The organism is Methylovirgula ligni (assembly GCF_004135935.1).
In the GTDB taxonomy this organism is placed as follows: domain Bacteria; phylum Pseudomonadota; class Alphaproteobacteria; order Rhizobiales; family Beijerinckiaceae; genus Methylovirgula; species Methylovirgula ligni.
Map to the genome: position 1 here is coordinate 557,988 of NZ_CP025086.1, position 14,846 is coordinate 572,833.

The 14,846-nt window shown below is 63.4% G+C and carries 11 protein-coding genes; 10 read left to right on the plus strand and 1 reads right to left on the minus strand.

What is annotated here, in order from left to right; genetic code table 11:
- The first annotated feature begins 54 nt into the window (after positions 1–54).
- The 4 genes from CWB41_RS02620 to CWB41_RS02635 all read left to right on the plus strand — a co-directional run bounded on the left by CWB41_RS02620 (position 55) and on the right by CWB41_RS02635 (position 4,768).
- Positions 55–1,455: a murein hydrolase activator EnvC family protein gene (locus tag CWB41_RS02620; RefSeq protein ID WP_245411174.1), complete on the plus strand. Its 1,401-nt coding sequence runs from the start codon at positions 55–57 to the stop codon at positions 1,453–1,455.
- The gene (locus CWB41_RS02625) at positions 1,455–2,888 is read left to right on the plus strand and encodes a S41 family peptidase (RefSeq protein WP_165203942.1); all 1,434 of its coding nucleotides are present in this window, start codon (positions 1,455–1,457) and stop codon (positions 2,886–2,888) included. The genes CWB41_RS02620 and CWB41_RS02625 overlap by 1 nt, the downstream gene beginning before the upstream one ends.
- A gap of 170 nt (positions 2,889–3,058) precedes the next feature.
- Entirely contained in the window at positions 3,059–4,252 is a 1,194-nt protein-coding gene (locus CWB41_RS02630; RefSeq protein WP_115835550.1) for a divergent polysaccharide deacetylase family protein, read from the plus strand.
- Between the two features lie 24 nt (positions 4,253–4,276).
- Positions 4,277–4,768 carry an RNA pyrophosphohydrolase gene (locus tag CWB41_RS02635; protein ID WP_115835549.1) on the plus strand — a complete coding sequence of 164 codons (492 nt, stop codon included), beginning with the start codon at positions 4,277–4,279 and terminating at the stop codon, positions 4,766–4,768.
- 22 nt (positions 4,769–4,790) lie between these two features.
- Here CWB41_RS02635 and CWB41_RS02640 read toward each other — a convergent pair whose 3' ends face one another.
- Positions 4,791–5,129, minus strand: coding sequence for a cupredoxin domain-containing protein (locus CWB41_RS02640; protein ID WP_245411173.1), 339 nt, complete (start codon positions 5,127–5,129; stop codon positions 4,791–4,793).
- 176 nt (positions 5,130–5,305) lie between these two features.
- Here CWB41_RS02640 and CWB41_RS02645 point away from each other — a divergent pair, with 176 nt between their 5' ends.
- The 6 genes from CWB41_RS02645 to CWB41_RS02670 all read left to right on the plus strand — a co-directional run bounded on the left by CWB41_RS02645 (position 5,306) and on the right by CWB41_RS02670 (position 14,824).
- Positions 5,306–6,394: an ATP-dependent DNA helicase gene (locus tag CWB41_RS02645; protein ID WP_115835547.1), complete on the plus strand. Its 1,089-nt coding sequence runs from the start codon at positions 5,306–5,308 to the stop codon at positions 6,392–6,394.
- A gap of 56 nt (positions 6,395–6,450) precedes the next feature.
- Positions 6,451–7,290, plus strand: coding sequence for a universal stress protein (locus CWB41_RS02650; protein WP_115835546.1), 840 nt, complete (start codon positions 6,451–6,453; stop codon positions 7,288–7,290).
- 82 nt (positions 7,291–7,372) lie between these two features.
- The gene (locus CWB41_RS02655) at positions 7,373–8,536 is read left to right on the plus strand and encodes an efflux RND transporter periplasmic adaptor subunit (protein ID WP_115835545.1); all 1,164 of its coding nucleotides are present in this window, start codon (positions 7,373–7,375) and stop codon (positions 8,534–8,536) included.
- Positions 8,537–8,545: 9 nt separating this feature from the next.
- A complete protein-coding gene (locus CWB41_RS02660; protein ID WP_115835544.1) occupies positions 8,546–11,692 on the plus strand; it encodes an efflux RND transporter permease subunit in 3,147 nt (1,048 codons plus the stop codon).
- A gap of 135 nt (positions 11,693–11,827) precedes the next feature.
- Positions 11,828–13,141 (plus strand): Nramp family divalent metal transporter, encoded by a 1,314-nt coding sequence (locus CWB41_RS02665; protein ID WP_115835543.1) that lies wholly within the window; start codon positions 11,828–11,830, stop codon positions 13,139–13,141.
- Between the two features lie 183 nt (positions 13,142–13,324).
- On the plus strand, positions 13,325–14,824 hold the full coding sequence (locus CWB41_RS02670) for a carbohydrate porin (RefSeq protein WP_115835542.1): 1,500 nt from the start codon (positions 13,325–13,327) through the stop codon (positions 14,822–14,824).
- Positions 14,825–14,846 lie beyond the last annotated feature (22 nt).

Sequence of the window (14,846 nt, forward strand, 5' to 3'; positions counted from 1 at the left end):
TGAAGGGCCTGTCGCGCCATACTTCGGCCATTGCCGCTTCAATAGCTGTGATTCGTGACGCCGCCCAACGCGCCCGTCCATTGGGACAAGCACCGCCTCATGCGCCTCGCGCCGCTCGGACTGGCCTTCGCCGTGCTGGCGCCGCTGCCGCTCGCCGCGCAAATATCCCATGCACCTGCACCTAATGCGCCCGCGTCGCCGTCGCCTGCGATCACCAGTAAAGAGAACGACATATCGGCGCATAAGACCGAATTGCAGGGCGTCGAGGATACGATCAGCGCCTCCGATGCGCAGCGGCAGAAGATCGAGGCGGAGGTCGAGAACCTGCGGGGCGATCGGGCCCGGCTCTCGGCAGCCTTGATCGAAACCACGCAGCAGATCCAGGACAATGAAACCAAGGTGAGCGATGCCGAGGCGCGGCTCGCGAGCCTCAAGGGGCGCGAGGACGCCATCCGCCGTTCCCTCGCCAGCCGCCGCGACGTCATCGCCGAGGTTCTCGCCTCGCTGCAACGGATGGGCCGCACGCCGCCGCCCGCGCTCCTCGTCTCGCCAGAGGACATGCTGCAGGCGATTCGCACCTCGATGCTGCTCGGCGCCGTCGTGCCGCAGATGCGCGCCGAGACCGAGGCGCTCGCGAGCGACCTTTCGGCGCTCGTGCAATTGCGTGACGCGGTGGCGACGGAAAAGACGCAATTGGCGCAAAGGAACGCGGAGCTTGAGCTGCAGCGTCAAACGCTTGCCGCTCTTGTCTCGGCGCGGCAGGCTTCGCTCGGTGTCGCTGAGCAGGCGCTCGACGCCGAGCAGCAGCGCGCCGCCGACCTCGGCCGCCAGGCGACGAGCATGAAACAGCTCATCACCCGGATGGAGGAAGACCTCGCCGGGGCGAAAAAGGCCGCCGAGGAAGCCGCGAAAGCCGAGGCGGCGCGGAAACTTGCCGAAGCCGCCGTGCCGCCTGTTCAAAAAACGATTATTTCGCCGTTCAAAGACCCCGGCCGCCTTGCTCCCGCCATGGCCTTCGCGGATACGAAGGGCTTGCTGCCTTTTCCTGCGGCAGGCACGATTCTGCGCTCTTTTGGTGCGCCGGATGGCGTCGGCGGTACGGAAAAGGGAATGTTGATGGCGACACGGCGCGGGGCCATTGTCGCCGCGCCTTATGACGGTTGGGTTGCCTTTTCGGGACCTTACCGGAGCTTTGGACAAGTCTTGATCATCAATGCCGGCGGAGGCTATTATGTGGTCTTGGCCGGAATGAAGAGAATTAACGTAGAGGCGGGACAATTCGTCCTCGCCGGTGAGCCCGTCGCGAATATGGGTGACGGGTCGGTCAAGACTGCCGCGGCGATGGCCATTGGCGCGGCTGAACCTATCCTCTATGTCGAGTTTCGGAAAGACGGGGCGGCGATCGATCCGGGCCCATGGTGGGCAAAGCCGGACATGCAAAGGGTTCGCGGATAATGCGCAAAATTTCGCTTTTGTTGTGCGGCGCTGCTCTCGGCGCGGCGACGGCTTTGGTTGGTACCCAGGCTTTTCTGATACCCGGTGCGACGCCAGCCACGGCGGCGGCGGCGGATACCTATCGCAGCCTCAACCTGTTCGGCGACGTCTTCGAGAAGATCAGAACCGATTATGTCGAAAAGCCCGACGACGAGAAGCTCGTCGAGGCGGCGATCAACGGCATGCTCTCATCGCTCGATCCGCATTCCAGCTATATGGACGCCAAAGCGTTCAACGACATGCAGGTGCAGACCCGCGGCGAATTCGGCGGTCTCGGCATTGAAGTGACGCAGGAAAACGGCCTCATCAAAGTCGTGACGCCGATCGACGACACCCCGGCCTCTCACGCCGGCATCCTCTCCGGCGACATCATCGCGGCGATCGACGGCCAGGCCGTCGACGGCCTGACGCTGAACCAGGCTGTCGACAAGATGCGCGGCGAGCCGAATACGGTGGTGACACTCAAGATCCTGCGCGGCCCCAAGAAGGATGCCCGCGACGTCAAGCTGACCCGCGCGGTTATCCAGATCAAATCGGTGCGCTCGAAGACCGAGGGCGACGATATCGGCTATATCCGCATCACCCAGTTCAACGAGCAGACCGCCGACGGCGTCCGCGACGCGCTGCTGAAATTCCAGACCGACCCCGGCGACAAGCTCAAGGGCTATATCCTCGACTTGCGCAACAACCCGGGCGGCCTGCTCGACCAGTCGATCGCGGTCGTCAATGCTTTCGTCGACCACGGCGAGATCGTTTCGACCCGCGGCCGCAACGCCGACGAGACGATGCGCTACAACGCCCGGCCGGGCGATCTGTCTCATGACAAGCCGCTCGTGGTCCTGATCAATGGCGGCTCGGCCTCGGCGTCGGAGATCGTCGCCGGCGCGCTGCAGGATCACAAACGCGCGACCATCATCGGCACGCGCTCCTTCGGCAAGGGCTCGGTGCAGACCATCATCCCGCTCGGCTCGGACAGCGGCGCGCTGCGGCTCACCACGGCGCGCTACTACACGCCGTCTGGCCGTTCGATCCAGGCGCAGGGCATCGAGCCGGATATCATTGTGCTGGAAGACGTCCCGGCCGATCTCAAGGGCCGCGACGAAACCAAGGGCGAAGCCTCGCTCAAGGGCCACTTGCTGAACGGCACGCATGAGCAGTTCGGCTCGCAGGCTTATGTTCCGCCGGATGAGAAAAACGACAAGCAGCTGATCGCCGCCGAGGATTTGCTGCGGGGCATCAAGCGCGCCGACGCGGCTTCTGCCGAGACGCCCGCGCCGGGTGTGTCGGTTGCTCCGACCCCTGCTCCGGCTCCCGCGCCAGCCCCGGCGAAGCCGGCGGCGCCCGCCGCCAAACCGGCGGCAACGCCTGACCCGAGCGCCGGCAAGAGCCCCTGATCGCTCCTTCGACGACAAGATCAAGTCCCGCAATCACACCGATTGCGGGACTTTTCTTTTTGATTTCGCTGCCGGTTCCTGCCCCATCCGCGCCTGTGTATGATGGGCGGCCCTGATTCGCGCTCGCAGTAGAAACTGCGCGCGACCTTGCGGCCGGAAAAAGCGAAGCAATGCCGAGCGATGATCTCCACAAGCCGCTAGGACTCGACCGCAAAACCGCGGCGCGCCGCCGGCCCGGCTGGTTGATGCCCGCGCTTCTGGGTTGCGCCGCGATCGGCGGCCTTATTCTGTGGCACGAGTTCGCCGCACCCCCGATAGACACGCAGACCGTCGCCGCCATTGTCGCGCCGACGCCTCAGCCTGCCCCGCCACCGCCCGCGCCGAAAATGACCTCAGCAACAGCGCCGACGGCACATGATTTCATTCAGAGCGCGGCGCAAGTCGAATACGAAAGCGGCGTCAAGGTCGTCCGCGCCAATGGCGGCACCGCGCCCGATTCGATGATCATCGAGGTGCCGCAGGCGCATGGTCTCGCACTGGCATCCGCACCGGATCCGAGACTCGTCGAAAGCAGCCGCTACGGGCCTTTGCCGCGCGTCGGCGACGACGGTTCGCGCCCGGCCGATGTCTATGCGCGGCCGGTCGAGGCAAATTCCGCACTCAAAGCCGGCGCGCCGCGTATCGTCCTCGTCATCGGCGGCCTCGGGCTCAGCCGCCCGATCACCGACGCGGCCATCGAGAACCTGCCCGGCGGCGTGACCTTCGCTTTCGCGCCCTACGGACGCGACCTCGCCGCCAGCGTGGCACAGGCCCGCGCGCGCGGCCACGAAGTGATCCTGCAAGCGCCGATGGAACCGGTCGATTATCCGCAAACCGATCCCGGTCCGCATACGCTGATGACTACTGCGACCCCGGCCGAGAACACCGACAATCTGCACTGGCTGATGAGCCGCTTTTCCGGCTATGTCGGCATCGGCAATTTCCTCGGCGCCAAATTCACCGCCGATACCGCGAGCTTCGCGCCCGTGCTGCAGGAAATCGGCGAGCGCGGCCTTATATATCTCGATGATGGTACGTCGCCGCAAAGCCTGACGGCGAGTCTCGCCGCGCAGGATGGTGTGCCCGCCGTCAAAGCCGATCTCGTTCTCGACACGGCCCCGGACGGGATCGACGCGACCCTGGTAAAGCTCGAAGCCATCGCCCGCGACAAGGGTCTCGCGATCGGCGTGGCAAGCGCTTTGCCAGAGAGTCTCGAGAAGATCGGCCGCTTCGCCCGCATCGCCCAGTCACGCGGGCTGGCGCTTGTCCCGCTGAGCGCGGCGGTCAGCCGGGACGCGCCGAGCGTCGTCGATCGAGGCCAGTAAAAGAACCCAGTCGTCAAGAGTCACATGAGCGAGTTCCTGGATTATCGTCCGTGCGTGGGCATCATGCTTCTCAACCGGGAGGGGCTTGTCTTCATCGGCCGCCGCCGTCACCGCCGTCGCGAACATTTCGATTTTGACTGGCAGATGCCGCAGGGTGGCATCGACCCCGGTGAGGCGGCCTATGACGCGGCGGTGCGCGAGCTGTTCGAGGAAACCAATGTGTCCTCGACGAAGCTGCTCGCCGAAGCGCCTGCTTGGTACAGCTACGATTTGCCGGCCGAGTCCGCGAGAGCCTCATGGCGAGGCCGGTATCGCGGCCAAAGACAGAAATGGTTCGCGTTGCGCTTCGAGGGCGACGAATCCGAGATCGACATCCATACGCCCGGCGGCGACGCGCATCCCGAATTCGATGCCTGGCGCTGGGAACGCATAGAGCGGCTGCCCCAGCTTATCGTTCCCTTCAAGCGCGAGGTTTACGAAAGCGTGATCCGGGATTTCGGCCATCTGGCGGAGTGAGGCCGCCGCGCCGGGGCGGGCGCTATTTCGCGATGATGACGCCCTTGGGCGCGTCCTCGTGGAAATCGTCGAAGAAATCATATTTGCCGGGTGCCAGCGGATGCACTTCGACGCTCACCGTGCGACCGGCCGCTACGACCTTCTCCTTGTGCAGCCTGTGGCTCTCGAACTCGGAGGCCGTCTTTCCGGTGTTGCGCACCACGATCTTGAACCGCGTATTGGCCGGCACTTCGAGATGCAGCGGTGTGATCGTGCCATCGTGGAACTCGATCGTCGGCGCGTCGGCCGCACGCGCCGGAACGGCGGCGAAAGCGAACGTGAAGGCAAGCGCCGCGGCATGAGCCATATTCAAGCGAGTCATGGGCATTTTCCGAAGTCCTGTTTGGCCGTGTATGGAACATCTAGAGCGCGAAGTTTTGGCCAAAAGCAAGTCAAGCCTGAGAGAATGGAAATGTTCCAAGGGCTTGTTTAGAAGCGTTTTCAACACCGCCGCCGCACGCCCCCGATTCGCCCCGAATGGCATGATCTGACGCAAGCATGGAATGGTCACCCCAACAGGATGCTGCGCTGAAAGCAGTCAGCTTCTGGCTGAAGCGCGGCGCACCGCAGGTCTTCCGTCTGTTCGGTTATGCCGGCAGCGGCAAGACGACGCTCGCCCGCACGATCGCCGACGCCCAAGATGGCGAGGTTCTGTTCGGCGCCTTCACCGGCAAGGCGGCGCTGGTGATGCGCTCGAAAGGCTGCCGCGACGCGCGCACCATCCACAGCATGATCTATCGCGCCAAGGAAACCGACAGCGAGGAACCGCTGTTCGTGCTGAACGAGGAAAGCCCCGTCGCCAAGGCGGAGCTCATCATCATCGACGAATGTTCGATGGTCGATGAGGAACTCGGTCGCGATCTCCTCTCCTTCGGCAAGCCCGTCCTCGTGCTGGGCGATCCGGCGCAATTGCCGCCGATCAAGGGCGGCGGCTTCTTCACCGAGGCCGAGCCCGACGTCATGCTGACCGAAGTGCATCGCCAGGCCGCCGACAATCCGATCATCCGCCTTTCCATGACGATCCGCGAGGGCGGCCGGCTGTCGCCCGGCCTCTATGGTGCCTGCCGCATCATCCATCGCGACGCGATCGATGCCGAGCAAGTGACCGAAGCCGATCAGGTGCTGGTCGGCCTCAACCGCACGCGCCGCGCCTACAATCGCCGGATTCGCGAATTGCTCGGCCGCTCCGACATCTTGCCGGAGCCCGGCGACAAACTCGTCTGCCTGCGCAACGACCGCAAGAAGGGCCTGCTCAACGGCTCGCTGTGGAATGTGCGCACGGCGGGCAGCCTGCGCCGCCGGAAGATCCGCATGACCGTCGTGCCGGAAGAGGACAGCACGCACAAACCCTTGCGCATCGGCGTGCTGCCGGAATTCTTCACCAGCGAGGAGGAGATTCCCTATGCGCTGCGGCGTGAATCCGACGAATTCGACTATGGCTACGCATTGACCGTGCACAAGGCGCAAGGCTCGCAATGGGACGATGTCGTGCTGTTCGACGAAAGCAGCGCCTTTCGCGATCATCGCGCCCGCTGGCTCTACACAGGCGTGACCCGCGCCGCGGTGAGCTTAACCATCGTACTTTAGATTCTTTGTGTTAGGCGCAAATTCGGGCATCATGCGCCCGCAACCGGACGAGGCCGATGAAGTCGATCCTGATCCCCGTCGAAACGCACGCGGGCATGTCGGCCGTACTCGAGACCGCCCGTCTGCTCGCCCAGAAATTCGCCAGCTATATCGAAGGCGTCGCGCTGGGGCCGGATCTGACGCAGATCGTCGCGGCGGATTTTTCCCTTGATGGCATCGTCTTCGACTATGCGGTGCGGCGCGACCTTCTCGATGAGGCGCGCAAGACCTTCGAGAGCTTCATGCGGGACGCGGCGATCCCGCCGCGGTCCGAGGCGGCGGACGCTTCCGCCCCCAGCTACGGCTGGGTCCGCGACGGGCTGATCTCCGACACGGGCGTCGGCGAATATGGCCGCGTCTTCGACATTATCGCCGTCGGTCGGCCAGGGCCCGGCGCCGAGCAGCCGCGGAAATCGACCCTCGAAGCGGTGCTGACCGAAAGCGGCCGGCCGCTGCTGATCGCCCCGCCCCGCGCCCCGGAGCGGCTCGGCGAGGTGATCGCCATCGCCTGGAACCGCAATTCCGAGACGGCGCGCACCGTCGCCTTCGCCTTGCCGCTGCTGAAGCTGGCGCGGGACGTGCCGGTCTTCACCATCCCCGGCTATACGCTCGCCGGACCGGACCATGTGCAACTGGTCGAGAATCTGAAACGTCACGGCGTGCCGGCGCGCGCCATCGACGTACATGAAACCGCCAAGACGCCCGGTCTCGCCGTTCTGGTCACCGCCCGCTCCGTCGGCGCCGATCTTTTGATCAAGGGCGGCTACACGCAGAGCCGTCTGCGCCAATTCATCTTCGGCCGTGCCACCGGCCAAATTCTCGCCGAGGCGAATATTCCGATCTTTATGGCGCATTAGCCGTGGCGCCGATTGCCTCGGCAAGCTGTTCAAGGTTAGGGTCGCCGCATATTTCCGGTCGGCACCGGTTCGAGGGGAACGAATGCTGGCGGTTTTCAGAACGGGTCGGAGCGTCGCGGCACTCGGGCTTCTGACCCTGCTCGGAGCTTGCCAACAGGAAAACACCTATGTGCCGCCGCCACCGCCCACGGTCGGCGTCGCCAATCCAATTCAAAAGACGGTGCAGCCCTATCTCGAAGCCACCGGCAATATGGCGGCGGTCAACAGCGTCAATCTTGTCGCCCGCGTGCAGGGCTTCCTTCAGGAGATCGATTACAAGGACGGCGCGGCGGTCAAGAAAGGCACGACGCTCTTCGTCATCGAGCCCGAACCCTACAAGCTGAAGATCGACCAGGCGCAGGCGGCGCTCGACGGCGCCAAGGCGCAACTGCTTCAGTCGCAGACCGAATTCGGCCGCCAGCAGGCCCTCGCCTCCCGCCAGATCTCGACCCAGGCGACGCTCGATCAGGCGCGCGCCACCCGCGATCTCAATCAGGCGACGGTCGAGCAGGACGAGGCCAATCTGCAGCAGGCGCAGATCAACCTCGGCTATACGCATGTTGACGCGCCGTTCGACGGCACGGTGACACAGCATCTCGTCTCGGTCGGCGAACTCGTCGGCACCAATTCGCCGACACAGCTCGCGACCATCTATCAGCTCGATCCGATCTGGGTGAATTTCACCATCAGCGAACGCGATGTGCAGACGATCCGCGCCGCGATGGCCAAGCACGGGATCACCACGGCCGATATTGTCGGCAAAGTGTCCGTCGAGGTCGGGCTGCAGACCGACCACGGTTTCCCCTACAAGGGCGTGATCGATTATATCGCGCCGAACGTCGATCCTTCGACCGGCACGCTGAACGTGCGCGGCGTGCTCGACAACAAAGAGGCCCGGCTTCTGCCCGGCTATTACGTGCGCGTCCACCTGCCGCTGCGGCCGGTCGATGCTGTGCTGGTGCCCGACGAAGCGATCGGCGCCGATCAGAGCGGCCGCTATGTCCTCGTCGTCAACGCCAGCAATGTCGTCGAGCAGCGCAAAGTGACGATCGGCGAAACGTTCGACGGCATGCGCCGGATTCTTTCGGGACTGACGGCGAAGGACAAGGTCATCGTCGCCGGCCTGCTGCAAGCCGCGCCGGGCCAGAAGGTTGTACCGCAAGTCCAGCAGATAACCGCTACCGATCCCGACACCGAAGCCAAATAGGCCGGCGCGATGATTTCAAAATTCTTCATCGACCGGCCGATCCTCGCCAACGTGATCGCCATCCTCACGATGGTGATCGGCGCGGTCTCGCTGTGGCGTCTGCCGGTCTCGCAATATCCCGATATCACCCCGCCGACGATCCAGGTGACGACGAGCTATCCGGGCGCCAGCGCCAAGACGCTGGTCGAAACCGTCGCCCAGCCGATCGAGGAGAAGGTGAACGGCGTCGAAAACATGATCTACATGCAATCGACGAGCGCTTCCGATGGCACCTATACCCTGACCGTCACCTTCAACATCGGCACCGACATCAATTTCGCGCAGATCCTGGTGCAGAATCGTGTCGCCTCGGCGCTGGCCTCGCTGCCGGTAGCGGTGCAGGCCCAGGGCGTCGTCGTCCAGAAGAAATCGACCGCGATTCTGCTTTTTGTCACGCTCTATTCGCCGGACTCACGTTACAATTCTCTCTATCTCGCGAATTACGCGACCATTCATCTGCAGGATGAACTGGCGCGCGTGCCGGGCGTCGGCAATGTCAATGTTTTCGGCGCCGGCCAATATGCGATGCGCCTGTGGCTCGACCCCAACAAGCTCTATGCGCGGGCGCTCACGACGCAGGATGTCATCACCGCCGTCCAGCAGCAGAACGAGCAGGTCACCGCCGGCCAGCTCGGCATGCCGCCGGTGAAGGCGGGGCAGGCGTTCCAATATACGCTCAATGTCGCTGGCCGCCTCGACGACGTGCATCAGTTCGAGAACATCATCGTCAAGACGGGGGCCAACGGCGCCGTCACCCGCATCCGCGACATCGGCCGCGTCGAGCTCGGCGCGCAGACCTATAGCCAGTCCTTCTCTCTCGACAAGCAGCCCGCGGCCGGCATCGCCATCTATCAATTGCCCGGCGCCAACGCGCTCCAGGTCGAGCAGGCCGTCGAAGCCAAGATGAAGCAATTGGCGAAGGAATTTCCCGAGGGTCTTACCTATACGGTTCCTTTCGACACGACGACCTTCGTCCAGGCCTCGGTGAATGAAGTCTACAAGACCCTGTTCGAGGCGGGGATTCTCGTGCTCATCGTGATCCTCGCCTTCCTGCAGGACTGGCGCGCGATGCTCGTGCCCGCGACGACCGTGCCAGTGACGATCATCGGCGCCTTTGCGGCCATGGCGGCTTTGGGCTTCAGCATCAATCTCTCGACGCTTTTCGCGATCATCCTCGCCATCGGTATCGTCGTCGACGACGCGATCGTCGTCGTCGAAGGTGCCGCGTCGCATATCGAGGAGGGACTGACGCCGCACGACGCCGCCATCCGCGCCATGCAGCAATTGCTCGGGCCGATCGTCGGCATCACGCTCGTCCTCCTGTCGGTGTTCCTCCCGGCCGCCTTCCTACCCGGACTGACGGGGCGCATGTATGCGCAATTCGCGCTCGTCATCGCCGCGACGGCGCTGATTTCCGCCGTCAACGCCGTCACGCTGAAGCCGACGCAAGCGGCGCTTTGGCTGCGCCCGGCCAAGCCACCCGATCAGCGCAACATTCTGGCCCGTGGTTTCAACAAAACCTATGCGCACGCCGAAGCCGGCTATATGTGGCTCATCCGCCACCTGACGGCGCATAGCGGCGTGACGGTCGTCGTCGGTCTCCTGATCGTCGCTGGCGCCATTTATGGCATCGCACGGATTCCGACCGGCTTCCTGCCTCTGGAGGATCAGGGCTATTTCATCGCCGCCGTGCAATTGCCGGACGGTGCTTCGCTGGAGCGCACCGAGGCCGCGATGAAGGATGTCAGCACCGTCTTGAGCAAGGTCGAGGGCGTCCAGCACGTGGTCGCCGTCTCGGGCGTCTCGGTGCTCGACAACAGTGCGAGCCTCGCCAATGCGGGCGTCGCCTATATCATCCTGACGCCCTGGAACGAGCGCGGAACGAGGCTCGGCCTGCTGCCGATGTACAAGAATCTCAACGCGGCGCTGTCGAAGCTTGATGAGGCGCGGATCGCTGTCGTTCCGCCGCCGCCAATCCAGGGTGTGGGCAATGCCGGCGGCTTCACGTTCCAGATCGAATTGAAAGACGGCAGTTTCGATCTCGCGAAATTGCAGAGCATCACCAACCTAGTGGTCAGCGACGCCAACGCCCAGAGCGCGCTGCAGCATGTCTCCTCGCCCTTCCGTGCGAACGTGCCGCAACTCTCCATCGAGGTCGACCGGACGAAAGCCGAGAGCCTGCATGTCACGGTCCAGCAGGTCTTCGATACGCTGACCTCCTATCTCGGCTCGACCTATATCAACCAGTTCAACAAATTCGGCCGCACCTTCCAGGTCTACACGCAGGCGGATTCGCAATTCCGCGTCAGACCGGCGGATGTCGAGAATCTGCCGGTGCGCAACACCGACGGAAACATGATCCCGCTCGGCACGGTGGTTCATTTCCAGTCGGACGTAGGGGCCTCGCTGATCAGCCTCTACAATCTCTATCCATCCTCGACGGTCATCGGCTCGCCGGCACCGGGGTATAGCTCCGGGCAGTCCATGAGTCTGATGGAGCAGATGGCCGACCGCGAATTGCCGCGCGGCACCGGCTACGATTGGACGGCGATGTCCTATCAGGAGAAGATCGCCGGCGGCCAAATGTATCTCACCTTCGGCCTCGCGCTGCTGCTCGTCTATTTCGTCCTCGCCGGGCAATATGAAAGCTGGCTGCTGCCGCTCGCCGTTATCCTCGCCGTGCCGCTGTCGCTGGTGGGGCCGGTTGCGGTCTTCACTTCTCTGCGGCTCGACATCAATCTCTATGTGCAGATCGGCCTAGTCCTGCTGATCGCGCTGTCGGCGAAGAACGCCATCCTCATCGTCGAATTCGCCCGCGATCTGCACCTCGAGGGCCACGACATCGTCGAGGCGGCGCGGGAGGCGGCGCGCGCCAGATTCCGGCCGATCCTGATGACGTCTTTCGCCTTCATCCTCGGCGTTGCCCCGCTCGTCGTGGCCGAAGGCGCCGGCGCCAACGCCCGCAAATCGATCGGCATCACCGTCTTCTCCGGCATGCTGGCGTCGACCTGCCTCGCGGTCCTGTTCGTGCCCGCCTTCTACGTGATCGTCCAGAAGATCCAGGAGCGCCGCAAGGCCAAGGCGCCGACGCCGGCCCCGGCGACCCCCGCGGCATAGGCCTCGCCTTCAACCTTTCCATTGCACTTGGCGGGACACTTCGCGGCCAATTGGGCGCGGCTGCAATGTCACACCCCTTGACGTAAATGTAGCTAAGGCTACATTAGGGTGCATGGGTAACATCTGCGCTCGAAGATGACCGATCAAGCTCTGCCGCGTCAGACACTGACCGAGCGGACCACCACGGCCATTGGCGCTGTTCTGGCGGGCGGACGGCCGCGGCCCGCTGATCTGTTGCTTTTTGCCGGGCCTGCGGTGATCGCCTCGATCGCCTATATGGACCCCGGCAATTTCGCCACCAACATTCAGGCTGGCGCACGCTATGGCTATGCGTTGCTCTGGGTCGTTCTGCTGGCGAATCTGATCGCCATGCTGTTTCAGGCGCTATCGGCCAAGCTCGGCATCGTCACCGGGAGGAATCTCGCGGAATTGTGCCGCGCGCATTTCCCCAGACCCGTCGTCATCGCCATGTGGCTGGTGAGCGAGGTCGCGGCGATGGCGACCGATCTCGCCGAATTTCTCGGCGGCGCGATCGGGCTTTCGCTCCTGCTGCACCTGCCGCTTCTCGTCGGCATGGGCATCACGGCAATCGTCACCTATGCCATTCTGCTCGTCGAGACGAAGGGCTTCCGGCCGATGGAGATCGTCATCGGCGTGCTCGTGGCGACCGTTGCGCTCTGCTATGTCGCCGAGCTGTTCATCGCGCCGGTCGCCTGGGGATCGGCGGCCTTTCATACCTTCGTGCCGTCGCTGCCCGATGCGCAGGCGTTGACGATCGCAGTCGGCATCGTCGGCGCGACGGTGATGCCGCACGCCATCTATCTGCATTCGGGCCTGACGCAAAACCGCGCGCCGACACGCAACGACAGCGAGCGCCGCAAGCTGGTGCGTTTCTCCAACATCGAGGTTTTCGTCGCGCTGGCCGTCGCGGGCCTCGTCAATATGGCGATGGTGATGATGGCCGCGGCCGCGTTCCACGCCGGGCACGCCGATGTCGCGGAGATCGAGACCGCCTACCACACCCTGACGCCGCTGCTCGGGCCGGCGGCGGCGGCGATCTTTCTCGTCTCGCTGCTGGCCTCCGGCCTGTCGAGTTCGGCGGTGGGCACGATGGCAGGGCAGATGATCATGCAGGGCTTCGTCGGCTTCCGCATCCCGGTATGGCTGCGGCGCCTCGTGACGATGATCCCGGCCTTTGTCGTCGTCGCGCTCGGCGTCAATGCGACGCAATCGCTGGTCGTCAGTCAGGTCGTGCTGTCGATCGCCCTGCCCGTGCCGATGATCGCGCTGGTCATCTTCACCCGGCGCGCCGACATTATGGGCGCGTTCGCCAACAGCAGATGGATCGATGCGGCCGCGATTGCAGGCGCGGCGATCATTCTCGCGCTGAATATCGTTCTGCTGTTGCAGACGGCGGGCGTCAGCATTCCCGGATTGGCGTCGAACTGACCGACAAGTACACCAGTTGGTTAGAAGTATTCTCACGCAGTTTTTAGAAGCGTTCTTATTTATCTTTTAGAACAGTTCTTGTGTAGTCTTTAGAAAAACTCCTTTCTTAACTCAAAGTATTGACTGTGCAAATTTCGCGCAATATCGATCTCGTAAGGTTTTATTCTTTGTGCGGGGGCGCAAATGGCACGAGCCAAGAATCGTATGCCAACGGATGGCAATCACGGGCGCCTGTCGCGGCGCATCCATGCACTGGAGACTGGCACGGCGCTCACATTGTGCTTGGTCGCGAGCGCGCTGAATGATTCGGCGTGGGCCGCGGATGCCAGCACCCTGACGGCTCCGGCGCCCACCTTCACCTTGAGCGATCTTTTCGCACCATCGCGCACGACTCTTCTGGGGGACGCCGGCGGAATTCGTCCCGCGCTCGCCAAATACGGCATCACGTTCACGCTTTTTGAAGAAAGCGAAGTCTTCGGTAACGTCACCGGCGGCTATAAGCGCGGCGCGGATTATGATGGCGTCACGACGCCGACGGTCATGCTCGACACGAGCAAGGCGTTCGGCTGGGACGGCGGCACGTTCGAGGTCAGCGGCTTCCAGATTCACGGCTCGAATCTCAGCGCCAAGAATCTCGGGGTGATGCAGTTGGTCAGTGGTCTGGAAGCGGAAGATTCCACGCGCCTGTGGGAACTTTGGTATCAGCAGACGCTCGGCAAGAGCGGTTGGGATATCAAGATCGGACAGCAAAGTCTCGACCAGGAATGGATCACCAGCGCTACGTCGCTATTGTTCCTCAATACGTCGATGGGCTGGCCGCTGGTTCCGTCCGAAGATATGTATGCCGGCGGTCCAGCGTACCCGCTCTCCGCCCTGGGCATACGGGCACGCGGTCAGATCGTGCCGAACCTGACGGCGCTTATCGGCGTTTTCAACGACAATCCGCCGGGCGGTCCCTTCAACGACGATTCGCAATTGCGTGGACCGGAAGCGAATGGCGTGCGCTTCAATCTCAACACCGGCGCGCTCATCATGGGCGAATTGCAATATGCCTTGAACCCGGCGCCGACCGATCCGAAAGTGAAGGCGACCGGCCTGCCGGGCACCTACAAGATCGGCTTCTGGTATGACACAGGCTCGCTCCCCGATCAGCGGTTCGGCACCGATGGCCTGTCGCTGGCGAACCCGGCGAGCAACGGCGTCGCCGTCTTGCATCAGGGCAATTACAGCTTCTACGGCATCGCCGATCAAGTGATCTGGCAGCCGGATCTATCCGCGCCCCGCGCGCTCAGCGCCTTTATCCGTGTGATGGGCACGCCGGAGAGCGACCGCAATCTCATCACGTTCAGCGCTAATGGCGGCTTCGCACTTAAGGCACCATTCCAGGGGCGCGACGGCGATATCGTCGGCCTCGGTTTTGGTTACGGTCTAATCTCAGGCAATACACGCGCCTTTGACGCCGATGCCGCCACCTTTGCCGCACCTGGAACGCTCTCGCCGATCCGCACCTCGGAAGCGTTCCTCGAAGCTTTCTACACAATCAATCTCGCCACCTGGTGGCAGATAACACCGGACTTCCAATACATCTTCAATCCCGGCGGCGGGATCGTGAATCCTGAGATCCCGAGCCAGCTCGTGCATGATGAAGCCGTGTTCGGCGTACGCACGACCATCGCATTCTAGACTTGCCAAATTCGCTGCCCGC

Bases quoted from the DNA above. Each gene is read 5' to 3' on its own strand.
- CWB41_RS02655 (WP_115835545.1), top strand. From the start codon at position 7,373: ATGCTGGCGGTTTTCAGAACGGGTCGGAGCGTCGCGGCACTCGGGCTT.
- CWB41_RS02625 (WP_165203942.1), top strand. From the start codon at position 1,455: ATGCGCAAAATTTCGCTTTTGTTGTGCGGCGCTGCTCTCGGCGCGGCG.
- CWB41_RS02670 (WP_115835542.1), top strand. From the start codon at position 13,325: ATGGCACGAGCCAAGAATCGTATGCCAACGGATGGCAATCACGGGCGC.
- CWB41_RS02630 (WP_115835550.1), top strand. From the start codon at position 3,059: ATGCCGAGCGATGATCTCCACAAGCCGCTAGGACTCGACCGCAAAACC.
- CWB41_RS02660 (WP_115835544.1), top strand. From the start codon at position 8,546: ATGATTTCAAAATTCTTCATCGACCGGCCGATCCTCGCCAACGTGATC.
- CWB41_RS02665 (WP_115835543.1), top strand. From the start codon at position 11,828: ATGACCGATCAAGCTCTGCCGCGTCAGACACTGACCGAGCGGACCACC.
- CWB41_RS02635 (WP_115835549.1), top strand. From the start codon at position 4,277: ATGAGCGAGTTCCTGGATTATCGTCCGTGCGTGGGCATCATGCTTCTC.
- CWB41_RS02640 (WP_245411173.1), bottom strand. From the start codon at position 5,129: ATGACTCGCTTGAATATGGCTCATGCCGCGGCGCTTGCCTTCACGTTC.
- CWB41_RS02650 (WP_115835546.1), top strand. From the start codon at position 6,451: ATGAAGTCGATCCTGATCCCCGTCGAAACGCACGCGGGCATGTCGGCC.
- CWB41_RS02645 (WP_115835547.1), top strand. From the start codon at position 5,306: ATGGAATGGTCACCCCAACAGGATGCTGCGCTGAAAGCAGTCAGCTTC.